The 24,230-nt window shown below is 68.3% G+C and carries 22 protein-coding genes, 1 tRNA gene and 1 pseudogene; 16 read left to right on the top strand and 8 right to left on the bottom strand.

The genetic code is table 11. The features are described from left to right. The 4 genes from OP79_RS38725 to OP79_RS58685 form a co-directional block, all read left to right on the top strand. Positions 1–1,897, top strand: a 1,897-nt coding sequence (locus tag OP79_RS38725; RefSeq protein WP_033327308.1) for a glycoside hydrolase family 2 TIM barrel-domain containing protein, incomplete at its 5' end; no start/stop codon positions are given. Then, positions 1,890–3,089, top strand: coding sequence for an MFS transporter (locus OP79_RS38720; RefSeq protein WP_245685599.1), 1,200 nt, complete (start codon positions 1,890–1,892; stop codon positions 3,087–3,089). The genes OP79_RS38725 and OP79_RS38720, both read left to right, overlap by 8 nt. Positions 3,090–3,283: 194 nt before the next feature. After that, positions 3,284–4,183, top strand: coding sequence for an LLM class flavin-dependent oxidoreductase (locus tag OP79_RS38715; protein WP_033327278.1), 900 nt, complete (start codon positions 3,284–3,286; stop codon positions 4,181–4,183). An 8-nt stretch (positions 4,184–4,191) separates the two neighbouring features. After that, positions 4,192–4,797: an ATP-binding cassette domain-containing protein gene (locus OP79_RS58685; protein WP_078492282.1), complete on the top strand. Its 606-nt coding sequence runs from the start codon at positions 4,192–4,194 to the stop codon at positions 4,795–4,797. On the opposite strand, the gene OP79_RS52660 is transcribed toward OP79_RS58685, so the two are convergent. After that, entirely contained in the window at positions 4,787–5,677 is an 891-nt protein-coding gene (locus tag OP79_RS52660; protein WP_078492281.1) for a DUF1963 domain-containing protein, read from the bottom strand. The genes OP79_RS58685 and OP79_RS52660 overlap by 11 nt on opposite strands. Before the next feature lie 496 nt (positions 5,678–6,173). Here OP79_RS52660 and OP79_RS38705 point away from each other — a divergent pair, with 496 nt between their 5' ends. Continuing rightward, on the top strand, positions 6,174–7,043 hold the full coding sequence (locus OP79_RS38705; RefSeq protein WP_033327276.1) for an MBL fold metallo-hydrolase: 870 nt from the start codon (positions 6,174–6,176) through the stop codon (positions 7,041–7,043). 423 nt (positions 7,044–7,466) lie between these two features. On the opposite strand, the gene OP79_RS38700 is transcribed toward OP79_RS38705, so the two are convergent. Further along, a complete protein-coding gene (locus OP79_RS38700; RefSeq protein WP_051745305.1) occupies positions 7,467–8,180 on the bottom strand; it encodes a hypothetical protein in 714 nt (237 codons plus the stop codon). A gap of 30 nt (positions 8,181–8,210) precedes the next feature. Here OP79_RS38700 and OP79_RS38695 point away from each other — a divergent pair, with 30 nt between their 5' ends. The 3 genes from OP79_RS38695 to OP79_RS38685 all read left to right on the top strand — a co-directional run bounded on the left by OP79_RS38695 (position 8,211) and on the right by OP79_RS38685 (position 10,924). Beyond that, positions 8,211–8,762 (top strand): molybdopterin cofactor-binding domain-containing protein, encoded by a 552-nt coding sequence (locus tag OP79_RS38695; protein ID WP_342669574.1) that lies wholly within the window; start codon positions 8,211–8,213, stop codon positions 8,760–8,762. Between the two features lie 44 nt (positions 8,763–8,806). After that, positions 8,807–9,283, top strand: coding sequence for a (2Fe-2S)-binding protein (locus OP79_RS38690; RefSeq protein WP_033327273.1), 477 nt, complete (start codon positions 8,807–8,809; stop codon positions 9,281–9,283). A gap of 375 nt (positions 9,284–9,658) precedes the next feature. Beyond that, entirely contained in the window at positions 9,659–10,924 is a 1,266-nt protein-coding gene (locus OP79_RS38685; protein WP_033327271.1) for a DUF418 domain-containing protein, read from the top strand. A gap of 224 nt (positions 10,925–11,148) precedes the next feature. On the opposite strand, the gene OP79_RS38680 is transcribed toward OP79_RS38685, so the two are convergent. Together OP79_RS38680 and OP79_RS38675 are read right to left on the bottom strand one after the other, a co-directional pair. Next, complete coding sequence (locus OP79_RS38680) at positions 11,149–11,421, bottom strand: hypothetical protein (RefSeq protein WP_157857435.1); 273 nt, start codon at positions 11,419–11,421, stop codon at positions 11,149–11,151. Between the two features lie 556 nt (positions 11,422–11,977). Continuing rightward, complete coding sequence (locus OP79_RS38675) at positions 11,978–12,358, bottom strand: hypothetical protein (protein ID WP_033327269.1); 381 nt, start codon at positions 12,356–12,358, stop codon at positions 11,978–11,980. A gap of 509 nt (positions 12,359–12,867) precedes the next feature. Between OP79_RS38675 and OP79_RS55565 the strand changes: the two genes are divergently transcribed. The 5 genes from OP79_RS55565 (at position 12,868) to OP79_RS58680 (ending at position 16,385) form a co-directional block, all read left to right on the top strand. Then, positions 12,868–13,053 (top strand): hypothetical protein, encoded by a 186-nt coding sequence (locus OP79_RS55565; protein ID WP_157857434.1) that lies wholly within the window; start codon positions 12,868–12,870, stop codon positions 13,051–13,053. Positions 13,054–13,250: 197 nt separating this feature from the next. Next, positions 13,251–14,093 (top strand): aminoglycoside phosphotransferase family protein, encoded by an 843-nt coding sequence (locus tag OP79_RS49995; protein WP_425428669.1) that lies wholly within the window; start codon positions 13,251–13,253, stop codon positions 14,091–14,093. 442 nt (positions 14,094–14,535) lie between these two features. Next, a complete protein-coding gene (locus OP79_RS54490; RefSeq protein ID WP_033327267.1) occupies positions 14,536–14,886 on the top strand; it encodes a carbohydrate-binding protein in 351 nt (116 codons plus the stop codon). 477 nt (positions 14,887–15,363) lie between these two features. Then, positions 15,364–15,600: an ArsR family transcriptional regulator gene (locus OP79_RS57430; RefSeq protein WP_245685598.1), complete on the top strand. Its 237-nt coding sequence runs from the start codon at positions 15,364–15,366 to the stop codon at positions 15,598–15,600. Next, positions 15,522–16,385 (top strand): integrase core domain-containing protein, encoded by an 864-nt coding sequence (locus OP79_RS58680; protein ID WP_078492278.1) that lies wholly within the window; start codon positions 15,522–15,524, stop codon positions 16,383–16,385. The genes OP79_RS57430 and OP79_RS58680 overlap by 79 nt, the downstream gene beginning before the upstream one ends. Here the strand turns inward: OP79_RS58680 and OP79_RS55560 are convergent. The 4 genes and pseudogenes from OP79_RS55560 to OP79_RS57425 all read right to left on the bottom strand — a co-directional run bounded on the left by OP79_RS55560 (position 16,367) and on the right by OP79_RS57425 (position 19,931). Then, positions 16,367–16,517, bottom strand: a tRNA-Pro gene (locus tag OP79_RS55560). The two genes, OP79_RS58680 and OP79_RS55560, sit on opposite strands and share 19 nt — an antisense overlap. A gap of 545 nt (positions 16,518–17,062) precedes the next feature. Beyond that, positions 17,063–17,722 (bottom strand): annotated as a pseudogene (locus OP79_RS38655) (IS1634 family transposase); the annotation flags it as partial. 89 nt (positions 17,723–17,811) lie between these two features. Continuing rightward, a complete protein-coding gene (gene ltrA, locus OP79_RS38650; RefSeq protein ID WP_033327265.1) occupies positions 17,812–18,987 on the bottom strand; it encodes a group II intron reverse transcriptase/maturase in 1,176 nt (391 codons plus the stop codon). Positions 18,988–19,535: 548 nt separating this feature from the next. Then, the gene (locus tag OP79_RS57425) at positions 19,536–19,931 is read right to left on the bottom strand and encodes a transposase (protein ID WP_051745298.1); all 396 of its coding nucleotides are present in this window, start codon (positions 19,929–19,931) and stop codon (positions 19,536–19,538) included. A 1,102-nt stretch (positions 19,932–21,033) separates the two neighbouring features. Between OP79_RS57425 and OP79_RS38640 the strand changes: the two genes are divergently transcribed. Genes OP79_RS38640 through OP79_RS38630 form a run of 3 tightly spaced genes read left to right on the top strand, consistent with a single transcriptional unit; the run spans position 21,034 to position 24,216 of the window. Next, complete coding sequence (locus tag OP79_RS38640) at positions 21,034–21,669, top strand: Pvc16 family protein (protein WP_051745297.1); 636 nt, start codon at positions 21,034–21,036, stop codon at positions 21,667–21,669. Next, complete coding sequence (locus tag OP79_RS38635; RefSeq protein ID WP_033327263.1) at positions 21,666–22,385, top strand: hypothetical protein; 720 nt, start codon at positions 21,666–21,668, stop codon at positions 22,383–22,385. The genes OP79_RS38640 and OP79_RS38635 overlap by 4 nt, the downstream gene beginning before the upstream one ends. Positions 22,386–22,398: 13 nt before the next feature. Continuing rightward, on the top strand, positions 22,399–24,216 hold the full coding sequence (locus tag OP79_RS38630) for a phage tail sheath family protein (protein ID WP_033327261.1): 1,818 nt from the start codon (positions 22,399–22,401) through the stop codon (positions 24,214–24,216). Positions 24,217–24,230: the final 14 nt, after the last annotated feature.

Raw genomic sequence — 24,230 nt, 5'->3', positions numbered from 1 at the left:
CGAGGACGTGCTGCTGATGAAGCGGCACAACATCAACGCTGTGCGCACCTCCCACTACCCGCCGCACCCGGCCTTTCTCGACCTGTGCGACGAGTACGGGCTGTGGGTCATCGACGAGTGCGACCTGGAGACCCACGGCTTCGTCGAGCAGGCCTGGCGCGACAACCCCGTCGACGACGACCGCTGGACCCCGGCGCTGATCGACCGCGCGTCCCGCATGGTCGAGCGCGACAAGAACCACCCCTCCGTCATCATCTGGTCCCTCGGCAACGAGGCCGGCACCGGCCGCGGCCTCACCGCCATGGCCCAGTGGATCCGCGACCGGGACGGCTCCCGCCTCATCCACTACGAGGGCGACATCAACTGCCGCGACACCGACATGTATTCACGCATGTACGCGGCCCATGACGAGGTCGAGCAGATCGGCCGGGACCTCGACGGCGGCACGCACAAGCGACGCCAGCTCCCCTTCATCCTCTGCGAGTACGGGCACGCCATGGGCAACGGCCCCGGCGGCATCGCCGACTACCAGCAGCTCTTCGAAACCTACGAGCGGCTCCAGGGCGGCTTCATCTGGGAGTGGATCGACCACGGCATCAAGGACACCCGATACGGCTTCGCCTACGGCGGCGACTTCGGGGAAGAACTGCACGACGGCAACTTCGTCTGCGACGGCCTGATCTTCCCCGACCGCAAGCCCTCACCGGGGCTCATCGAGTTCAAGAAGGTGATCGAGCCGGTCCGTATCGAAGGAGACGGATCGGACGGCACCGTACGGATCACCAACGCGTACGACTTCGCCGACCTGTCCCACCTGGAGTTCGAGTTCTGCCACCAGGTGGACGGGATGCCTACGGGTGCGAGCAGGCTCACCGTTCCGCCCCTGGCGCCCGGCGAGTCGGCCGAAGTCAAGCTCCCGCCGGCCCCCGACGGACAGGGCGACGATGTCCAGTGGACGGTCCGCGTGCTACTCGCCGAGGACACTCCCTGGGCGAAGAAGGCCCATGTGGTGGCGTGGGGGCAGGCGACCGTCGCTCGGCGCACACCCGTGACTGTCGCCGCCTCGGAGGGTCCCGTGCGCGGCGACGGGCTGATCACACTCGGCCCTGCCTCTTTCGACGCCCGCTCGGGTGCGCTGCGGACGATCGGCGGCTTCGACGTGACCGGGCTGCGCCTGGACGTGTGGCGGGCGCCGACCGACAACGACGAGGGTGCCTCCTGGCAGGACGACATCCGCTGGGCGCAGATGTGGCGCAAGTACGGCCTGCACCGTATGCAACACCGCCTGGACGCCGTCGAGTTGAGCGACGACGCGTTGACCGTACGGACCCGGGTGGCGCCCGCCGCCTGGGAGGTGGGCCTGCGCACGGTGTACCGGTGGACCTCCGACGGTACGCGGCTGAAGCTGACGGTGTCCGTGGCACCCGAGGGTGACTGGACGGTGCCACTGCCGCGGCTGGGCATCCGTTTCGGGCTGTCGGCTGCCGTCGCAGATGACGTCCTGTATTTCGGCGGCGGTCCGGGCGAGGCGTACCCGGACACCCGTGCTGCGTCGATGCTCCTCCAGTGGCTCACCAGCGTCGACGAGTTGCAGACTCCGTACGTGCGTCCGCAGGAGAACGGGGCGCGGGCCGACGTCCGTTGGGCGGAGCTCGGGGGCTTGAGGATCGAGGGCGACCCGGAATTCTGGCTTACCGCCAGGCGCTGGACCAACGAGCAGTTGGACGCGGCCCAGCACCTGACGGACCTCACTCCCGGCGACACGGTGTGGGTCAACCTCGACCACGGCCAGCAGGGCATCGGCTCGCAGTCCTGCGGTCCTGGCGCGCTGCCGCAGTACCAACTGCGGGCGGCACCCGCCGAGTTCTCGTTCGTATTCTCGGAACCTCGTGACTGAGAGGGACACAGTCGTACCGACCGCGGCCGGCCGGCTCTTCACCCGTCCGGCCGCGGCCGCGGCCTGCGTCGGATTCGTCCTCATCGGCATGCTCCAGGCCCTCTACGGCCCGGCGGTCCCCGGCATGCGCGAGGAGTACGGCCTCGCCCCGTCGGGCGTCGGACTGGGCCTGAGCCTGCACTTCGCGGGCGGGCTCGCGGGCGTCCTCGCCCTCAGCGCCATCCACGCCCGGATCAGCAACAGGACGCTGATAACCGCGAGTTACGCCCTGATGGCGGCCGGCGGCGCGGGCTTCGCGCTCGCCCCCAACTGGCCGGTGGCACTGGCCGCCGCCTTCCTCGGCGGCCTCGGCTTCGGCGGCATCGACTACGGCCTCAACCAACTGTTCGCGGTCGGCTTCGGCGAGAAGTCCACCGCCATGCTGAACGTGCTCAACGCACACTTCGGCATCGGAGCGGTGCTCGGCCCGGCCGTCGTGGCGTGGCTGGGGCCGGGCGACTACGCGTACGCGTTCGCCGGGTGCGCGGTGCTGGCGGCGGCGCTCGCGCTGACCACGAGCGGCATAGGCACGAAAGCGGCCGGCATCCCGTCCGCTGCACCGTCCGCGAAGCTGGGCCTGTCCCCCATCCTGATCGGCTTCATCGCCCTCTACGTCCTCAACGTCGCCGTCGAGACGGGTGTGGGCGGCTGGGAACCCACTCACCTGGAGACCGTCGGCTACAGCGCCACCGTGGCCGCCTCGGCAACCTCCGTGTACTGGCTGATGATGACGGCGGGCCGCTTTCTCGTCGTCCCGATCACGCTGAAGTACTCCCCGGAACGCATCCTCACCGTGTGCGCGGTCGGCATGACCGTGTGCCTGCTACTGGCGCGCGTCAAGGGAATGGCGCCCCTCGCGTACGCCGGTGTCGGGTTGTTCATCGCGCCCGTTTTCCCCACCGGTCTGCCCTGGCTCAACAGGGCCCTTCCACAGTCCAGACACGCCGGTGCCTGGGTCATCGCGGCCTCGATGCTCGGCGGTGTGGCGGCGCCGCCGCTGCTCGGCGTGGGCATCGAGGCGACGGGAATCCACGCCGTTCCCTGGCTGCTCACCGCACTGTCCGCCGCCTCCCTGGGAGCCACGGTCTGGCTGATCCGTCTGACGAGAACAGCGAGCGGAGCCCCTACTCCTACGTGCAAGTCCCACGACTGAGCACTGTGCGGTGGCGCGGAAACTCCGACCACGACGAAGAGCGACGGCACCCGACGACTCCCGCAGCGGCCGTCGACCGGGAGCCCAGCCCGTGGGCCGCCCCGCGCCCCGGGTCGCCAACCACTACACCCGGCCTGCCGCGACGCGCCGCGGCAGGCCGAATACCGCCGAATCCAAGAAGGAGAGCAGCAGCTGTGCGAGCCGGAATCGTCATCCTCCCCGAATATCGTTGGCGCGACGCCGAACCCAAATGGCGCGCCGCGGAAGAGTACGGGTTCGATCACGCCTGGACGTTCGACCATCTCGGCTGGTCTTCGCTCGTGGACGGGCCCTGGTTCGGGACGGTGCCCACCCTGACCGCGGCCGCGCTGGCGACCTCCAGGATCGAACTCGGCACCCTCGTCGCCTCGCCGAACTTCCGGCATCCGGTGTCATTCATCCGGGAGTTGACCGCACTGGACGACATGTCGAATGGCCGGTTCACGCTCGGTGTCGGGGCAGGCGGCGTCGGCGAGGGCGACTACGACACGACGGTCTTCGGCCCCAGCCGCGGAGTGGCGCGACGAGGTACCCGCTTCCGCGAATTCGTCGAGCTGCTCGACGCACTGCTGACGTCGGACACGGTCACCTCGGAGGGAGAGTTCTACACGGCGGTGAACGCTCACTCCGCGCCGGGCTGTGTGCAGCGGCCCCGGATGCCGTTCGTCGTCGCGGCCAACGGGCCGAGGGCGATGAGGATTGCCGCACGTTTCGGACAGGGCTGGATCACGACCGGCACGCCGAGCGAGACGCTCGAACAGTGGTGGGAATCAATCGCCCAGGCGGCTCACCGCTTCGATGAGGCACTCGGCGAACAGGGGCGGCGCGACGTCCGGCGCTTCGTACAGACTGACGCTGCCCCGGTGTACTCGCTGTCCTCGGTCGAGTGTTACCGGGAGTTCCTCGGACGAGCCGGTGAACTGGGCTTCACCGACGTCGTGGCACCGTGGCCGCGCCGGGAAGGGGTGTTCGCAGGATCGGAGCGCGTACTGGAGGCAGTCGCGGCCGATGTCCTTCCGGACCTGCACACGCAGTCGGATGTTCGTCGTCCGTAACCGCAGGTATGAAGCGGGCAGGTGGAACGCATCGTCTTCAGCAAGCGGGTCGGCCGCTACCTCCCGCGCCGGGAACGGCGGGGCCTTCCCCCCTCCGGCAACCTGACACCCGGACGGGACGCATGGACACCAGGACGCCACAGGCCGACGACGCCCACCGGACAGCCGACAACAGCCGCGACTCGCCGGCCGTCATCACCCTGCACGGTGTCACCCATCGCTACCCGGGCCTGAGTCGGCACGCCCTGGACCCCGTCTCGTTGACCATGGCACCCGGCGCGCTGTCCGGCATCCTCGGACACAGCGGCGCCGGGAAACCCGCCCTGATCCGCACCATCGTGGGACCCCTGCACCCGAAGAAGGGACAGGTCAGCCTCTATGGGGCGCCGGTGGCCTCGGCCAAGGGCTCGATCCGCGATCGGCTACCTCGGCCAGGAAGCAACCCCGATGTCTCTGCCCACCGTCGCCGAGGCATTGCGGCTCACAGCATCTTGGAGTGTCTATGGCTCGTTGCACGCCGCAGGGCGCCTCCCGGCGGTGGACCGCGGTGGGCCACCGGATCGAATTGTCTCTTGCCGTGCCGCGCAGGCTGCGCCCGGCGCCTCATTCGGTGAACTCCTGATAGGAACGGACCCGGTCGAAGCGGGCCGCCGCCAGGTCCTCCCGGCGGATCATCAGCCGGGCATTGGTGTATTTCTCGTCCTGCACGCTGAACTGAGCCAGAGGCAGCCACTCGCGATACACCTGTTGCTTACGCTCCTGCCTGGCCTTGCTGGAACTGTCCTCCCCGGGTGGTGCCAACTCCGCGGCGATCGCGTCTTCGCAGTCCCATTGCTCCCCCCACGTGTGGCCGCCGACCTGGACGCCCTCCCACCACGGACCAACCGGCAGAAAACGCAGCGTCAGGTCCTTCAGGACAGCGGCATGCGGGTGGTCCGCCGGCAGTCCCGGCAGCTCTATGCCGTAATCGGGGTCGAATCCCGGAATGTCGATCCGCAGTGCTGCCCGCAGTTCGACACGCTCGTGCACCGGGACCGGCCTTTTCTCCGCATGAGCGTATTCGGGAACGGCACGCTGCTCGGCCAGGCCCAGGTCGGGAACGTGAACCACTCGAACGAATCCGAGAGCTTCCTCCTCCCCGGTGCAGTGCTGACTGCGCGGATCCTGGGAATACAGGTAGAACAGTTGCAGGAGACCGGTGGCCGGCAGCGTGAACGGCAGTGCCTCCCGTAACCCCTCCCAGGGCAAGGCCGCCAAGTCGATGGTGACAGCCAGCGGGAAGGGCTCGGCCTTGACGTCGTGGTCGTTGCCGTCGGCGCGCGGCCACGCCACACCGTCGGGAAGCACCGGCAGTCCACCCACCCATCCGGCGACCGGTCCGGGTCCGGGCCCCAGACGTAGGCAAGGGCGTCCATCCGCCAGGTACGCGTCGACATCCGCAGACGAGACGCCCTGCTCGATCGCCGCCGTCCGGAAGGCTTCGTAGAGATCCATGGCGGAAACAGTACGGGGGCAACTCCCGCCCCGGACACGGCCATAGAGAATGAGGATCACCCTCACCGGTCCCGATGCTGTCGTGTGTGCGGAGAGTCAATCGGTCCTGCGATCTGCGCGTTCAGGCCGCACCTTCAGAAGCAGGCACTCAGGAGCCAAAGCGGCCGTGTACGCGGCGGCCGAGATCGGCACCAGCCATAACCGCCGTCAGGTTTCGGCCTCGCAGCTGCCGGTGGATGGAAGGCGTGCGCGGCCGTCCAGCAGTACTCGGCGACCTGGACGAAGTCGAATAGGACGGTCGGGCGGATGCCGTGGCGGCCGGCCTCGGTGTGGATCAGGTTTCAGCCGCCTCGGGCAAACCGACGGCCTGCCCAGCATGCGCAACACGCAGCAACAACCCCAGACTTGCCACTGTTCATCTGTGGCCCCCACATCGAGATCATCGCGGCATGGGGCGAGCCATCACCCGTGTGGTAGGCATGGCAGGATCGCGGCCATGTCCCTCAGCGTTCCCCGCCTCCGGATCGGCTCGACCGAGATCATCGCCCTCGCCGACGGCGAGGGCCCGTTCTTCTCCCCGCGTGCCGAGGCCTTCCCCGAGGCCACGGCCGCACAGTGGGCCGAGGCCGACCGCTACGACCCGGGCGCGGTCGACGCCGAGGGCCGCTGGCGGCTCCAGTTCCGCGCGTACGCGATCCGCGGTGACAAGGGCCTCACCGTCGTGGACGCCGGGATCGGTCCGGCGGACAGCCCAGCCGCCTCGTGGGCGCCCGTGCCCGGTGCGCTCCCCGAGTCGCTCGCCGCCGCGGGCATCGACCCTGCCGAAGTCGACACCGTGGTGCTCACACATCTGCACACCGACCACGTCGGGTGGGCGGTCGTGACCGAGGCGGCCGTCCCATCAGCGGGCGGCGCGGCGGACGGCAACGCTTCGGCCGGCGACGCGAGCAGCGGCCGCCGCCCTTATTTCCCGAACGCCGAATACCTGCTCCAGCGGGCCGAGTTCGACGCCCTCGACGCGCTCAACCCGCAGCTTCGCGAGACCCTCACCGACCCGCTCGCGGCCGCCGGTCGGCTCCGGCTCCTCGACGGGGACACGCCGCTGCGCACGGGGCGCGCGGTCGCCACGCCCGGTCACACGCCCGGACACCAGAGCGTGCTGGTCGCCGACGGGCGCGAGCTGGCGCTCCTCACCGGCGACCTCCTGGTGCACGCGCTCCAACTCCTCCATCCCGAGCTCGCCTACGCGCACGAGACCGACCCGGAGGCGGCCAGACACTCAAGGGAACGCCTGCTCGGCCACGAAACCGCCACCACGCTGCACCTGGCGACGCCGCATTTGACGGAGCCGTTCCTCTCGGCGTGATCGCGGCCGTTCGGCGCGCGCGTGAGGCGCGAGGGCATGCAGACGCTCCAATTTCTCGGCGGTCTCGACGTCGACGGGACTGAAGGCCGTGAGGCGGCAGCCGCATCCGGACTGGAGCCACATCCGGTCCGCGTGCAGGAACGCAGCGCGTACGTGTCAGCGACGAGGAGACTGGCCAAAGAAGGGCTCCGTACGACGGCCCATCCAGACAGGGCCCAAGGCGTCTGCGGCCACTGACCGTCACCAGCGGGGCATCGGCTCTCGGCACGGACTCGATGGGATCGCTGGTGTGCAGCAGGTGGGTGCTCAGCAGGTGTCGCCGTGTGCCGACTTCAGCCGGCACACGGCGACAGGCCGGCTTCTGCCCATCGGTGACGTGCGGGTTACCTCCTTCGGCCGCAGGGAGAGGCAGGGTTTCTCTGGCTACGCCGGACGCGCTCGCTGCTCCGCGGAGGCGGTGGCGGTGGCGACAAGGACCGAGGAGAGCGAGAGCAGCGCGGGCGGCAGCACTGCCTGCCGGTCCGAGAGGGGCAGGACTTCTTCGGCGATCTGCAGGCCGAGGGTTTGCGTCATGAAGGTGCGGCGGGCGGTGACGCGTGCCCACATCTGCGGGTAGCGCTCGGCGAGTTCCGCGCGCAGGTCGGCGTCGGCGATCGCGACGGCGTCCTCGCAGTTGACGGCCAGGTCCGGTGTGGAGCCTACGGGGATGATGTCGGCTTGCAGTGACATGCCGGAGTGGACGGTGCCGTGGGATCCGGCGGCGAAGGGGCTGTCCAGCCATTCGTCGATGTGCTGCAGGTGCCCGGGGTTCAGCAGCGGGCGGATCGACGACTTCGCCAGCTCCTGCGTGGTCTGCTCGGCGATCTCGGCGGTCGCTGCCCCCAGGGTGAGGCTCTGGTACCAGGTGGCGATGGCGGCGAAGTAGCCGGCCGCGAAGTCGGTCTGCCGCTGGTCGAGTTCGTCGGCGCGCAGCACGTATCCGGCGCGCGAGGTCAGTCCGCCCTGGAGCCCGACCGCGGTCGACAGCAGGTCTCCGTGCCCGATCACGCGGTCGCTGGGGCTGCACAGACCCACGATCTTGCCGGATCCGGTGGTCAGCATCACGTGCGCGGTCAGGGGCAGACCGTTGAGGGCCATGTGCTGGCGGCGGAACTGGGGCAGGACCCAGTGGCTTTCAGGCGCAGGTTCCTCAAGACCGACGAAGACCGGGCGGTGCTGGACCGGGCCGCCTCGGCCGGGGACTGGGGTCGTGCGATGGCGGACGGGTTCGCCCAGGGCATCGGCTTCCACGCCGAGTACAAGTCGCGTACCGCCTGTCTGGTCGAGATCGACGCCCGGGACCCGAAGGCCCCGCGTGTGACGAGAGCGGTGATCGCCGTGGACGTCGGGCGGCCGATCAACCCGCGCGGCCTCGAGGCACAGATGCTCGGCGGGCTGACGGACGCGATCTCCACGACGCTGACCGCCGGACTGCACATCGACAAAGGGCTGCCCCTGGAGGGGAGTTACTCGCAGTTCCACTATGCGCGGCAGCGGAATTCGCCGACCGACGTGCGGGTCATCGTCATGCCCGCGCACGGCGAACCGGGCGGGGCGGGTGAGCTGGGAGTCCCGGCCGCGGTCGGCGCCATCGCGAACGCGTACGCCCGGGCCACCGGCACCCGTCCTCGCAGTTTCCCCGTCCACTTCCCCGTCGACTTCGAACCCTTCCCGCGCTGAGGCCCCCACCCCGGCCCGGCCCCACACCGCGCAGGAGCGCCCGCATGCCCCAGCACACCTTCACCGTGAACGGCACCTCCGTGACCGTCGACGCCCCCGCCGACCTGCCTCTGCTGTGGGTCCTGCGCGATCTGCTCGGCATCCGCGGGCCCAAGTACGGCTGCGGCATCGACGTCTGCAAGGCCTGCACCAGCCATCTGGACGGCGAAGCCGTCAACCCGTGCGTGGTCCCCGTCTCCGAGGCCGCCGGACGCCAGGTCACGACCATCGAGGGCCTCGCCGACGGAGAGCGTCTCCATCCCGTCCAGGAGGCCTGGCTGGAGCAGGACGTCCCCCAGTGCGGTTACTGCCAGCCCGGCCAGATCATGGCCGCCGTCGCCCTGCTGAAGAGGACCAGCAACCCCACCGACGCCGATATCGACGCGATCGACAACGTCTGCCGCTGCGGGACGTACTTCCGCGTCCGCGAGGCCATCAAGCTGGCGGCGGCGAAGATGGCGGCGGCCGAGACGGGCCGGTGATCAGCTGACGTGGTCGGCGATGGTTCGCGCGCCCAGCAGAGACTCGGTATGCGTCGTGTGCACCTCCACGTCGTAGGACACCCCTTCGTGAATCGTCGGCCTGCAACGCGGCCCACGGACGCGGTTTGAGGGTCGGTAGGTGCGTCTCGTTGGTGAGCAGGCGCAGCAGCCGGCGTGTGGGCTTCGCCCGCAGTTTCGTCACGGGCTGCGGGGGGCGTGACGCCGGAGAACGTACCGGTTCTGACACGAGGCGGGCCCCGCCCGGGAGTTGCCAACTTTGGTCGCGGCCCCCCGCCCCTGCATCATCCCTTGGTCGGCCGCCGCGCGACCACCGACCGATATCGGGACGTGTCAGGACCTTCTTAGCGTGGGTCCATGACAATCGCGAGCAAAGAGAAGCCGGTGCGGCGCGGGGGCGTACGGGCCGAGGAGCGAGCGCTCGCACCCGACCTCGCGCGCGGATTCATGTTGTTGCTCATCGTCCTTTCCAACACGGCCTTCCATCTCTGGGCGGCGCGGGGCGGACCTTCGGGATGGCAGCCCGTGGACGGCTCGTGGCTCGACCACGCGGTGCAGTTCACCATGATCACCGTGCTGGACCTGCGGATCTATCCGCTCTTCGCGTTCCTCTTCGGCTACGGGATGATGCAGCTCTATCTGCGGCAGACGACCGCAGGCACTTCCGAGCGGGACACGGTCCGGATCCTGCGCAGGCGCAGTCTCTGGCTGATCGTCATCGGCCTGACGCACTCCGCTCTGCTGATGGCGGGCGACATCGTCGGCTACTACGGAGTGCTGAGCCTCGTCCTCGGCCTCGTCTTCCTGCGTCGAAGCGAACGCGCACTGAAGTGGTGGATCTGGATCGGTGCCGCCCACCTGGTCCTCGTGTCGCTGCAGCCGGTCGTATCGGCTCTGCTCCAGGGAGAGTTGGGGTCCCTCGGGAACGCCGCCGACGCGGATGCGGGCTACGTGGCGTACGCCGCGGACGAGAAGAGCTGGCTCGACGCGGCCGGCACCCGCATCTCCACCGGCCTGTATGTCACCGCCGGCGGCCTGCTCACGCTCGTCGGCGGCGGCTACGTCATCTTCCTGCTCGGTTTCTGGGCGGCACGCCGCCGCGTCCTGGAGGAACCCGGGCTCCATCGGACCCTGCTGCGCCGCACAGCCGTCATCGGCATCACGGTCGGCTGGCTCGGCGCACTGCCCGCCGCGCTCGCCCACGTCGGGGCCCTCGACGTACCGGACGACGCGCAGAGCGAAACGGGAGCGCTCTTCCTGCTCCGGGAACTCACGGGCAACGCCGCCGGACTCGGCTACGTCGCCGCCGTCGCCTTGTTCGCGCACTGGTGGACGAGCAGGAGGACCCGACGGGGTTCAGCAGCCGCGGTGGCGGTCTCGGCGGTCGGCAAGCGGTCCCTGTCCTGCTACCTCGCGCACTCGCTGCTCTTCGCCCCGGTGCTGGCCGCCTGGGGCCTCGGGCTGGGCGAACACCTGACCAGCGCGACCATGGCGCTCTTCGCGGTCGGCGTCTGGCTGATCACAGTGGCGGGGGCGTACGCCCTGGAGCGGGCGGGGCGCCGGGGGCCGGTGGAGGTCGTGCTGCGGCGGCTGATGTACGGGGCGCGGGGCCGGGCGGGGTGACGCGGCTGGGCTGGGCTCCTCGGGGGATGGGGCCCAGCCCGGCGGTGTGACTTGGCTTGGTCGCTGCCGAGCGTTCCGTGGGTCGGTGACATGACGTCTGCGGGTTGTGTATGGCTGGTCGCGCAGCTGACGGGGCGGACGGAGCAACCGTGGCGGACGGGGGCGGGCTGACTCGCCCCTCGCCGAGAAGCCGTACGGCTCAAAGCACCCTCGGCGAACAGCTCCTACGCGTCGCTGACCTGGTAGGAGCGTTCGAGCCAGGTGCCGAGTTCGTCCATGTCGGTGGAGGAGAGAACGCGCTCGCGGACGGCATCCGGTACGTCGATCCGGCGCCACTGAAGATTGAGCAGAACGCTCTCCGCCCTCTCCTGGGCCAGCCCTTCCTCGCGGTCCTGCTCGGCGAGCAGGTGTCGCCAGAGGTACTGGATCGCCGCCATCAGGTCCCTCCACATCTGCTGGTCCTGGGCGTCTGCCAGGCATGAGTCGACGAACTGCACGAAGACCGCTGCACTGTCCGCGTCGATGGTCCGCGGGGCAGCTGCCAGGGATTCCAGTGTTGAAGGCCGACGTCACACACGGCCCCGAATTAACCATCCGGGAGTTAGGCGGGGTCTGCTCGCTGTCGTGTGCCGGTGCAGGTAACGACCGCCCGTACACCAGCAGCGACGGGACGGCGGCGGGAGATGCCGACGTTCTCGGAGCTCCCGGCTGCAGAGGCCGGCACCGCCGCCGCGCGCTCAAGCACGACCGTCTGGGCCCTCAGCGAGCGCGAGCGCGGCTGAGGCGGCCAGTACCGTGACCGGCCCGCGGGCAGGCGCGCGCTGATGGTCCTCGATGACGAGGGCGGGAGGGCGTCACTGCCCGCGGTGCCCAAGACGCTGAGAATTCGCGCTGGGCACGCAGATGGCCACCAGCGGAGCCCCGGGCGGGTGCGGACGCAGCTGGTGGCCTTCATGATGCGACGAGTCGGTTACTCCGGGGGTGGCAAGTGCCTATGCAGCGCCTGCTGGTTCGGCTCCCGAGCGGCGCGAGCACTCGTCACTCAAACGAAGTTCAGCAGCGGTTGGGTACGTTGCCTGTCTCGCTCCCCTTCAGCAGGCCGCCCCAGATCCAGCTCGCACCCGAGCCGAGCAGGACCCACTTGTTGTGAGAGTAGCCATGCTGGCTCACCCGCTCGCCGGGTGCCCAGCAAATGGCGCTGAGCCGGTAGTCGGCGGGGACCGAGTAATTGATGCTGCACTGGGTGGACGCACAGCTGCGGATGTTCGCGCTGGTCCACGTATAGACCCACGTGTTGGCGATGGTCACGTCGGACGTCGTTGCCCGGGCCTCCCGGTCGGCGGGCGTTGTCGCCGCGGCAGCAGGCGCAGACATGCCCGCGGCGGCCAGCATCCCTGCCGCGATCGTCGTTATGACCTTGGCTCTCATATGCATGAGAAGAATCCCCCCTGTTGAACTTGATTTGCTGGGATATCCAACGCGAAAGACGCTAACTGACACTAAGTCAGCCTAGTTAGTCATGTACTGGCCAATACGCGACTGAGAGGTGGCGCTCCGCTACGCCTTGACCGGTAACCATGTCGTGAGCACCTGAGCAGGGAAATTCCCCGAAGACATAGCAACCGGCACCCGACCGCCGCCAGCCGACACAGAGAAATCGATCACTCATAAGGGCCCGGAGAACCAAGTCGTTTCTTCCCTGGTTGCTCCTCTCTTTTGTGGCATGGGCATGCAGGAGACGGCCTGGCCGCTGGGACATGGCGGGATCTCGCCCTCGAAGTCGCCGCGCCGAGCGCCGCGTGGGTGGCGATGGGCTCGGGCGGCTCGTTGTCGACGGACCGGTTTCGGATCTTGAACGTGACCCAGGGGGACCACTCGTTCTCGTACAGGCTGCCGGGATCGAGAGGCCGCTGATCATCTCCGCAGACGTCAGGCGGGAATTCGTGGCAGGTGACGAAGGCGGCGAGGACGGCCGGCTACACACGGTGCTGCCCGCGGTGGCACAAGAGCCATCGAGCAGTCCCCCCGCGAACGAAGGTTGCTTCGTGGTGCCTGCCGAGGACCTGCCCTCCGGACAGGCACCCACCGGTGTAGACCGGCTCATCGCCATCAGCGACCAGAACGGTTGAGACACCTGGGTGGCCGCAAATCTCAGTTGATGTGGACCCTGGCGTATGAATACTGGCTGTCGTCTCAGTTGATCTGGTCTGCTTCCGGCGTTTCGAATTGGACTAGTGGAAGGGCTTGCGAGATTGACCATGCACGATGACCAAGTGGACGTGACCACCGACATCGTTGCGACCTTGATCCAAGAGCAGTTCCCTCAGTGGAGGAGCAGTTCCCTCAGTGGAGCGGCAAGGTGATCCAACTCCTGTCGTCGACCGGGACGGTCCACGCCATCTTCCGCATCGGGAACGACCTCTCTGCGCGTTTCCCACTGCGTCTGGCCGATGCTGCCGAGGCGCTGGCGGTTCTGGAACAGGAAGCACAGGCGAGCGCGGAGCTGGCACAGGTGTCTCGGTTCCCCGCCCCGGAACCCGTCGCCTTGGGAAAGCCTGGAGCGGGCTACCCCATGCCGTGGTCGGTCCAGACATGGCTGCCGGGAACGGTCGCCTTTGATGCCGACCCGAGTGGGTCGGACGCTTTTGCCGAGGACCTTGCGGCTTTCATCGCAGCCCTGCGGGGCGCCGAGACGCGGGGGCGGCGTTTCAGCGGCGAAGGTCGTGGGGGCGTTCTCGCACACCACGACGATTGGATGGCGAAGTGCTTCGAGGAGAGTAAGCGGCTGCTCGACGTGCCCCGGCTGCGCCAGGTGTGGAGCCACTTTCGGGAGTTGCCACGCACGGGTGCCGACGTGATGAGCCATGGTGACTTGATTCCCGGCAATGTACTGGTCGCGGGAGACCGGCTCAGCGGCGTACTCGACACCGGCGGCTTCGGCCCGGCCGACCCCGCCCTGGATCTGGTCAGTGCCTGGCACCTGTTGCAGCCAGGCCCGCGGGAAGTGCTCCGACGAACACTGGTCTGTGACGATCTCGAGTGGGAGCGCGGCAAGGCATGGGCGTTCGAACAGGCGATGGGTGTTGTCTGGTACTACATCGAGAGCAATCCGACGATGAGCAGAATGGGGCGCCGGACACTCGACCGCATTCTGGAGTCGGTGGAGTGATGTCGCCCTGATCGAAGGCCGTGATAGGGAAGATCACTTGCCGCCCCCACCGACAACAGCACCAACGTCGTGAGACCGCCGCCCAGTACTCCCCTGGGAAGTTCTTCTTCCCCTTGAATGCAGTGAACTTCCGTGAGAACAAGGCGAGTTCAAAGGGCTCTCCCCAGTAACGGCCCAGCGGGCCGAACCGTATGGCGCCGTGCATTCCTGCTGGTCGGCGGCCTCGCATCGTCGGCCGGTGCCCATCCGATGAGCACCTCGGCCGTTCTCCTCGACATCGGCGACCCGGTCGAGGGAGACGTGCAGCTGCCCTTCTTCGCCGTCGCCGTGGACCGCGACCTGACCCATGACAGCGCACCGCACCGCGGCGCCATCCGACGGCGTCGGAACGCCTCCAGCCGGAGCGCACTGACGGCGTTCGTGGGCGTACGAGGACGCCAGCATGGCCGCCACCCCGACGTTCACAGTCGTCACCGCCTCGGCGGCGGGGACCAAGCTGATGGACATCACCTACGCCAACGGCGGCACCGCGGCACGCAAGGCCACCATCCAGGTGGGCGGCCAGGACTCGTACGTCGTGGCCCTCCCGCCGACCGGCTCGGCCACCACCTACCTCACCGTGTCCGTGCCGGCACACCTGGCCAAGGGTGCCAACTCCGCGAAGTTCGCGGCGATTTCGGGCAGCATCGCCCCCGACATCGACACCCTCCGCGCCCAGGGCGTACCCGGCACCGACGGCGCCGCCCCTCGTCGGCTCCGCCTCGGGCCGCTGTGCCACCTGACACCCGTCTGACGTCCGTCGCGGAAGAGCGACGGTCCCGCGGTGCCCGGCCGGTCCGTCAAGAGGCAGCCGCCGGCCCCGGCCAGGATCGACGTGCTGGACGCGAGCGCCATCGCCGTACGTACGGCGATGGCGCTCGCCGGTTCCCCGACCGGTTACTCACTGCGTACGGCGTTCTGGCCCGCTAGCCTGCCCGAGACCCCGAAGCGCCGCAGCAGCGACCGTTCGTGCGGGAGGCGGACGGCCCGGTGCAGGTCAGGGCGGTTGGCGATCGGCTGGGTCTGGACGCGTCGGTGCGCGGCAGGCTGGAGCCGCTGCGGGCGAAGATGACCAAGCTCGCCGACCGCGGCTGGCTGCACAAGCGCCCTGACGGGCGGTTCACCACACGTCCATAGCTGGGCGTGGCCGGGGGCCTGCAATCGTCATCCGACAAGACTCGCCCGATTCTCAACCGTTGACGTATGCCGATATAGGAATACGATGGCTGCCATGGCACGAGCAGCGACGACGTCGGACGTCTTCAACGCGATCGCCGAGTCGCAGCGCCGGGACATCCTGGCACTGCTGCGGGCGGGTGAGCGGCCGGTGACCGACCTGGCCCAGGAGCTGGGGATGAGCCAGCCGGGAGCGTCCAATTCCAGGCCGCGCTGCCCAACGAGACCTGGCAGGCCGACTTCACCCACTACCGGCTCGCCGACCAGGCCGGCACCGACATCGAGACCCTGACCTGGCTGGACGACTGCTCCCGCTACGCCCTGCACGTGACCTGCTGGGAGCGCGTGACCGGCCCGATCGTCCTGGACACCTTCCGCCGCACCGTCGCCGTGCACGGTGTCCCGGCCTCCACCCTCACCGACAACGGCATGGTCTTCACCACTCGCCTCTCCGGCGGCCGCGGCGGCCGCAACGCCCTGGAACACGAGCTGCGCCGCCTGCACATCACCCAGAAGAACTCCGCCCCCAACCACCCCACCACCTGCGGCAAGGTCGAACGCTTCCAGCAGACGATGAAGAACTGGCTGCGTGCCCAGCCCGACCAGCCCGCCACCCTCACCCAGCTGCAGACTCTCATCGACCGGTTCGTCCACGCCCACAACCACCAGCGGCCCCACCGGTCCCCACCGCGCCACCCCCGCCGCGATCTACACCACCCTGCCCAAGGCCCTGCCGGCCCACAGCCGCGACGCCGACACCCACACCCGCGTCCGCCACGACCGCATCGATCAATCCGGCGTCGTCACCCTCCGCCCGGCCGGGCGCCTGCACCACATCGGCGTCGGACGAACCCACACCGGAACCCACGTGATCATGCTGGTCAACGACCTCGACGTCCGGATCGTCAACGCCGCAACCGGCGAACTCCTCCGCGACCTGACCATCGACCCCAGCCGCGACTACCAACCCACCGGCCGCCCACCCGGCCCACAACGACGATGACCCCGAACCCAGTCGTGGGTTCGGGGTCATTCCGATGTCCTGAGACATCACACCGTCGGGACGACAGGATTTGAACCTGCGACCCCTTGACCCCCAGTCAAGTGCATGTCAACTCTTTCGAGACCTGGCGACCAATTCCACACGATTCAAGCCCTGTTCGGGCCTGTTGCGCTCCGTTCATCGCCACACTTCCCAGTGTGCCACCGTTGGGCAGTCCTCCGCAGCTGTTGGGTGCCGTACACGGACGTTCGAGACAGCATCGGCGCGCTGCAGCAAGCCCCACCGGTCTCCAATTCTGCCTGGGTACCTCCCTTACCGGCCACGCACCTTGCGGACCTCAGCATTCGCAGGTCAGGTCCCGAGCCCGGCGGGTACAGAGGGAGAGGACGAAGCCGCCCGGGACTGCGACCAGCCAGTCGGCACAAACACCGCTGTGCAGTTGACTCCACCGATGCCGGCCGGGGCACCGTACCCACCCCGATGACCATGTCTCGAGCTAAGTTCACGCCGTTGTCCAATTCAAGGTTGGCCCCAACTCGCGCTCCTGGGGCGCGCGACGAGCACGGGCCTCCTCGATTGACCGGGAGGAGCCGCATCCCAACCACTATGTTCGGTTGCGATACCGCTCCTGACACTCGCCTGCGTTCCGCGTAATTCAGTCGGCTGGAGACCCGAATCTGTTGTGTGACCTGCGGGAACATGACTGGTGGCGCCCGGAGGGCGTTTCTCTAGGCGATGGCGTTCTGGCTGGTCAGCGGGGTGCGGGCTTCAGATCGAGGATCTGCTTCGGGGCGGGGACGCCGAGCTTGGCCAGCAGGTCGCGCTGGGGCTTGGTCAGGGCGGTGACCTGCTTGAACTGCCCGGTGGGGCCGGTGAAGGTGCCCAGGTGGAGTCGGTCGAGTTCGCGACGGATGGTGGTCCAGGTGGCACCGGTGGTGGTCTCGGTGATCCGGATCAGCAGCAGGGCCAGCCAGCAGAGCAGGACGTGCGCACGGATGCGTTCCTCGCGGTGGTGGTAGACCGGCCTCAGGTCGATGATCTGCTTCATGTCGCGCCAGCCGCGCTCGACTTCGAGGAGCTGCTTGTAGCCGAGCGCGATGTCCTCGGCCGACAGGTGCGGGTCGCTGCAGCGCAGGAGGTACTTGCCGTCGAGGTTGGCCTCGGTCTTGATCCGGGCGGTGTCGATGCGGAGCTTGCCGGTCGGGGTGGTCCGCAGGTAGCGGTTCAGGCCGGGCTTGCCGGCGATCTTCCCGCGGAGTTCACCGCGCTTGAACTCACTGAGCTTGTCGGTGTCGGCGATCAGCTCGGTGAGCTGGGCGACGAGCTGTCGGCGGACGTATTCGTCGCGGACGGCGGCTTCGGGGTTGTGGCAGATCACGAAGCGTTCGGTGTCGGAGATCTTCACCTCCTTGCCGAGTAGCCGGGAGGGATCTCACCTCCCGGCTCTCACAGATCCGTACGTGACAGTCTCCCGTCATACGGCTCTTGTCGTTCTGATCGTCAGATCAGTACGGCGCTCGTGGTCAACCTCCAGTGCACGAACATGCGGGGGTATCGCTGGGCGATCTCCTGCATCTTCGCGAGGGCCTTCCGCTTGGCCGCGAGCCGTTTGTACTTCTGGCGGATCCAGCGCACCAGGTAGGCGTTGATGCGCATCAGGAAGGCGTTCAACTCCCACCACCTGTAGCGGCCGTAGTAGTTGATCCAGCCCGACACCACAGGGTTGATCCTGCGCGCGAGGTCTTGGAAGGACAGGTCCGAGCGGGTGTGCAGGTGCCAGGAACGCACCTCCCGCCCCATCTTCTTCAAGGCGTCCTTGCTGACTGCCGGGTCGACCGCGACGAAGCGGCTGCCGTGTCGACTCTGGTTCAGTCTGGCGCGGAAGGTGTACCCGAGGAAGGTGAACGCCGTGTGCTCGTAGGAGCGCCGGCGCTTTCCGTCCTGGCAGTACACGATCCGGGTCTTGTCCGGGTGCAGTTGCAGCCCGACCTCGGCCATTCTGTCCGCAAGCGCGGCCAGCACCTGGCGGGCCTGATGCTCGGTGACGCAGTGCAGCACTGCGTCATCCGCATAGCGCTCGAACCAGACGGTCGGGAACTCCCGGTCCATCCAGGTGTCGAACGCGTAGTGCAGGAACAGGTTCGCCAGGACGGGAGATACCGGGGCCCCTTGCGGGGTTCCACGTTCCCGTTCCCGCAGGGAGCCGTCGGGCATGACGAGCGGGGCAGCAAGCCACCGCCGCACATACAAGTTCACCCAGACGGCGTCGGTGTGTGCTTCCACCGCCTTGACCAGCAGGTCCCAGGGGACGCTGTCGAAGAACTTGGTGATGTCGAATTCCACCACCCAGTCCCGCTTCCAGCACCGCTCCCGGCATTTTCCCACCGCGTCCAGCGCGGACCGTCCAGGCCGGTATCCGTAGCTGTCCGGATGGAAAATGGGCTCCACCCGCCGCATCAGATGCCGTGCCACCACGGTCTGGGCCACCCGGTCGGCGACAGCGGGAATGCCGAGCATTCTTTCGCCGCCTCCGTGAGGCTTGGGAATAGCCACCGCGCGCACCGGGGGCGGAAAGTACGAGCCTGACGACATCCGGTTCCAGACCTTGTAGAGGTTGCCCTTCAGGTCTTTCTCGAAGTCGTCGATATTCCTTGACTTCCCACTTGGAAATTTCAAACGGCTTGCTCTGAGACTTCAACTGGTTCCTCGGACTCCTCCCGGACACAGTCCGGTTGATGCGATCAACACAGTCACGAACGACCCGGCCCCTTCGCTCCACCCTCGTTACAGGGGCTTCATCACTACTACGAGCCGGTCCGCCAGCAGGCTCCGCGTCGGTACTCAGCCCCTTGCAGTGTCCGCTGCTTGGGGTACTCCCTCTTGCCGCCGCAGCGCGGCGGGCTGTATCGGTGCCTGCCTTCTCCTGTTCCATACGGAAGCCGCAGATCGGGCTCACGTCGCCTACATGCCGGACACCGCCTGGCCAATAGACGGGCGCCCGCCAGGCTTATCCCGGGATTCAGGTCACACCCCGGTTTTGATGTCGTCCAGAAACATTGCGACACGTCAGCAGCGATTCACTTGCGTTCGTCTTCCCGATCCCCACCTGACGCCTCTCACGACGCCTTTTCCTCATCGCTCACCACAACGGCCTTCAACCCAATGCAGCATGAGGTAGTTTGAAGCCTCCCCCCGCAGGGCGACTCCGAAGGGCCACTACTCCTTCATCTTCCGCACAGCATCATTTCCAGAAGCTGACCTACAACCAACTCCCTTTCATGTTCAGGACACAAGACCAGGTGTTTCACCGCCTCGGCGAGGTTGTGCCAGATGTGCCAGAGATCGGCGATCTGGACCGCATCGGGGGCTCCGAAGCGGGCGCCGTCGGCGAAGGCGCCGCCCCGGTCGCGGCAGATGATCTCCACTCCGGGGTGGTCGGTGAGCCAGGCGGCGAAGGTGGCCGACTCCCGGTCCGGGAGCAGGTCGATCGGAGCATGGGTTTCACAATCGACCAGCACGGTGCCGTACTTGTGGCCTTTGCGGGTGGCGAACTCGTCAACGCCGAGCACCCGGGGCGTCCCGGCGGGCGGATCAGGCAAGGCCATGACCAGCCCCAGCATGGTGGTCCGGCTGGCCGGCGCCGGCAGCCGGGCCGCTAACCGCTCACCCGCCCGACCGGCCAGAGCCACCGAAATCGCACTCAGCAAGTCCCTGAGCTGCGGGGTTCGGCGCCCATAGCGCACCGTCGTCCTTCGACCTGCTCGGCGAAGGTTACGCGGACGCATCCCGGCGCATCGCAGAACAGCCGGCGGATGGTCAGCTCGATGGATACCTGCCGCCCGCCGACCGCGCCGTCCGCGAGACGGCTGGTATCCGCTGTGCCGTCGTACCGCTGGTGCCCCACAGTCCGGGCACGGCACCGGAAGCGACTCTCGAGTTCTCGCCACAATGCGTAACACCCCGCCCTCGGGCCTCACTTCCTCCACCAGCACCCCGCCCAGGTGCGGTAATACGGTCTTCAGCAGCTCCTCACACTCGCCGAGTATCACGCCGCCTGTGACGGAGCGTCACCGGCGCACGAAAGCATGAGCGGCTTCACGGAAATCTTGACTGAGCCAGGATTCGAGCGACGGCGAGACTCAAGTGCAGGTGAGTTGGTTATGACGTATTCCCGGGTGGCGGACAGGATCGCGCGCCCTGTGGACGACGAGCCAGCCACGTCCGGCGAAAGCGATTCACTCGGCGAAAGTGGCGCCACTGCGACACGACCTGGACGCCTGGGGGAGCTCCCTCAATGAATAGCGACAAGAGGGACGGTGGCAAAGAGTCCAGCCCGAGTACGGCGCGTTGGCCACTGACCCGCACTTCGGCGTACCGCTCTCGGGCCTGATGCGGCTTCCGCAGGCGCGCGTCCTCATCGGGGGCCTGAAGCTGCCTCCGCCGGCGACCCGCCCGGTCGCACACAGCGGCATCGATTCACGGTGGGCGACGGCTGCACAGATTCGTCGGCCGGACGCGGTCGCTCCACGGGGGTGCGACACAGCCTGCACTCCAGTTGCGTACCGCCCCGTCCGATCACCCGCGAGCGCCACCGGGCCCAGGGAAATGCTAGGGATTTCCCTGAAGAGCCAGGGCATGCCCAGCCCTTAACCTCGGCGGTGGACGACCGGTCCAACCGGCGGTTCTCGGTACGCATCCGAGTCGCAGGTGCACGGTCAGGGGGTGATTGCGGTGGTCGGTTCCGATGTCATCGCCGATGTGTCCGACATCCTGGTCCACGTACTCACCGACGCGGTGCATGAGTCCGATACCTCGGCCGAGGTTCGCCTCGTCGCACTCGTGGGGCAACAGCAGGGCAGCAGCGGATGGCTCGGGCTCGAACTCTTCCTCTACGAAGTCGCCGAGGATCCGAGCACACGCAACCGGCCTCCGCGCCGCACCGTGGTCGAGGATCCGGTCACCGGCGCGGTCCGGCAGGAGCGCCGCAGGGCCGACATGGCCCTGTTGCTGCGCTATTTGGTCATCCCGACCGGCAGCACACCGGACGCCCAACAGCGTCTGCTCGGATCGGCGATGCGGGCACTGTACGACAACGCCATCCTGCAGGGCCCACTGCTGCTCGCGGCGGCCGCGCACAGCAACAGCGTGGTCGACTCCGGGGAACCGCTGGCGCTGCGACTGGCCCCGCTGTCCCTGGACGAGCGGGCCAAGGTGTGGTGGGCCATCGCCCAGCCGTACCGGCTCTCCCTCAACTACGAGGTGCGGGTGGTCAATCTGGCATCCCGGGACATCACCACGGATGCTCCCGTCACCGGCGGCGAGATCGGCGTCGGGCAGAGTCCGGGAGCAGGGCCGTGACGGCCGGCGGGCCGGCGGACATACGGATCGCGGCGGGGCCGGTCTGTCTGCTCCCCGTGGACGCGTTCACCGGACGCGTGCCCGCCCTGCGGGTCACCGTCGTGGTCGAACGGCGCCTGGCCGACGGGCGATGGGCGGCCGACGGCGATGTTCCTGTCGTGACCACCCCGAGCGGGGTGATCCTTCTGCCGTCGCTGGCCAGTCCTCGTCCGATCACCCCCGGCAGCGCAGTACAGCGGGTACGCGTCCGGCTCGTCTCGCCCTATCTGCTCGCCGCCGGTCATCCGGACGGTGTCGCGTTCGACGCCCCGTCATCCACGGTGCCTCCGGTCACGCGCATGCGGTTGTATCCGCTGCCCAACTACCCGTTTCCGCCCGGAATCAGACTGTTGCGCGGGCGGGTACGGCGTGGCGGGGTCCCCGGTGCGGCCACGGCCGGAGGTTCGGTCAGCGGTCGGCCCCGGACCGACTCCGACCATGTTGCGCGGGGCGCCGACTGGGTGGAGTACGCAGCGACGGCACCCGACGGCTTCTTCCGGCTGCCGCTGCGCAAGGTCGGCAGCAAGCCGTTGCTGCCCGGCCCCGTCGCGCCCGACCCCGAGTGGTTCACGATCACGGCGCGCGCGGCCCCCGGCCAGGTCGGCGGCCCGGAGGTGTCGGTCCAGCTGACCGCGGAGGACGTCCGCGGTTCCGAGCAGCTCATCGAGATCCCGTAGCGGAGGAAGCCCGATGCCCGAATATCTCAGCCCAGGCGTCTATATCGAGGAGCTCACCAGCGGTCCCAGGCCCATCGCCGGGGTCAGTACCAGCATCGCGGGCATGGTCGGTGTCACCGCTCGCGGACCGCTGGAGGGCAAGCCCCAGTTGGTGACCAGTCTGGAGGGCTTCCACCGCGTCTTTGGCGGCTTCCTGCAGCCGAGCCCCACTGAAATCACCGCCGCCGACAAAGACGGCATCCACTGGTGGCTGCTGCCGCTCGCGGTGAAGGGCTTCTTCGACAACGGTGGCCAACAGCTCTACGTCAAGCGGGTCCCGCGCCCGACCGCGAACAGCACCCGCGCGGCGGCAACGCTGACAGACGCTCCTCCCGCGCCGGCGCCCGGAGCGGTGATTCTTACCGCGACAGCACGTCAGGCGGGAGCGAGCGGCAACAGTCTTCATGTCGCGCTGCGGCTCTCGCGGGGTGCTTCAGCGACGGTCGCCGCACCGCCTGCAGCCGCCCCCGCGACCACCGTGAAGCTCACCGCTCTGGGCGCGGTCAAGGACAAGGACACCCTTCTCCTGATCCCCGCCGCCACCAATGACGCCCCCAGTGTGCACACAGTCGTGGGAGCTCCCGACTGGGCCAATAGCACGATCACCCTGGACCGTGCGCCCGCGACGGCGGCTGTCGCGGAGGACAAGCTCTTCCTGGTGGGGTTCCGGCTCGAGATCGTCGAGACGCCTCCCGGCGTACCACCGCAGACTTTCCTGGTCCCCGCCGCATCCCAGGCCCCAGCCGCCGATCTGGCGACGCTGGCCGCGGCCGTCGGCGCGGACCCGAACGGGCTACTCACCCTCGGGATCGGCGCCGCCCCGCTGCCGCCCCTGAGCACGCTCGTCCCCAGGATCGATCAGCGCGGCCCGATCGCCACTGCGCAACTGGCCGGCGGCGCGGACGGCGCGGGAAGTCCCACCTCCGCCGACTACACCGGTACGGATGGCGGCTCCGGGAAGCGCACGGGCATCAAGGCACTCGAGGACATCGACGAGATCTCGAACTGCGCCGTGCCCGGTGTCTGTAACGCAGATGTTCTGGACGGCCTGAACACCCACTGCGAACAACTCGGCGACCGGTTCGCCGTATTCGACGGGCACCCCAAGGCCACCATCGACGACATCAAGACCTTCCGCGCCAGCCTGTCCACGGACCGGGCCGCGCTCTACTACCCCTGGCTCAAGGTGCCGGACCCGGCGGGCAACAGCAGCCTGGAGGCGCCCCCTTCGGGGCACGTCATCGGCGTCTACGCCCAGACGGACCTGGAACGGGGCGTCCACAAGGCACCGGCCAACGTCGTGCTGCGCGGCATCGTCCCCGGCGCGGGATTCACCGCCGACATCACGCGGCGCGAGCAGGACACCCTGAACCCTGTCGGCATCAACGTGCTGCGGGCCTTCCCCAACCTGGGCCAACGGGTATGGGGCGCACGGACCCTGGCCGATGACACGCGGTGGCGTTACGTCAACGTCCGGCGGCTCTTCCTCTTCATCGAGGAGTCGCTCGACGAAGGATTGCAGTGGGTCTGCTTCGAGCCCAACACCGGAGCGTTGTGGGAGTCGGTCCGGCAGACCATCACCAGCTTCCTGACCAGCGTCTGGCGATCCGGCGCGCTGGCCGGCACGGTCCCGGAAGAGGCCTTCTACGTCGTCTGCGACCGCACCACGATGACAGAGGACGATCTCGCGCTCGGCCAGCTTGTCTGCCAGGTGGGAATCGCTCCCGTCTTCCCGGCCGAGTTCGTGATCGTCCGGATCCAGCAGGCGACGCGCGAGTCGATCGCGTCCTGACCAACTTCCACGCC

The organism is Streptomyces yerevanensis, assembly GCF_000716805.1.
Classification (GTDB): domain Bacteria; phylum Actinomycetota; class Actinomycetes; order Streptomycetales; family Streptomycetaceae; genus Streptomyces; species Streptomyces flaveus.
Note: the sequence above shows the minus strand (reverse complement) of the source record. Positions and strands in the feature narration are given on the sequence as shown.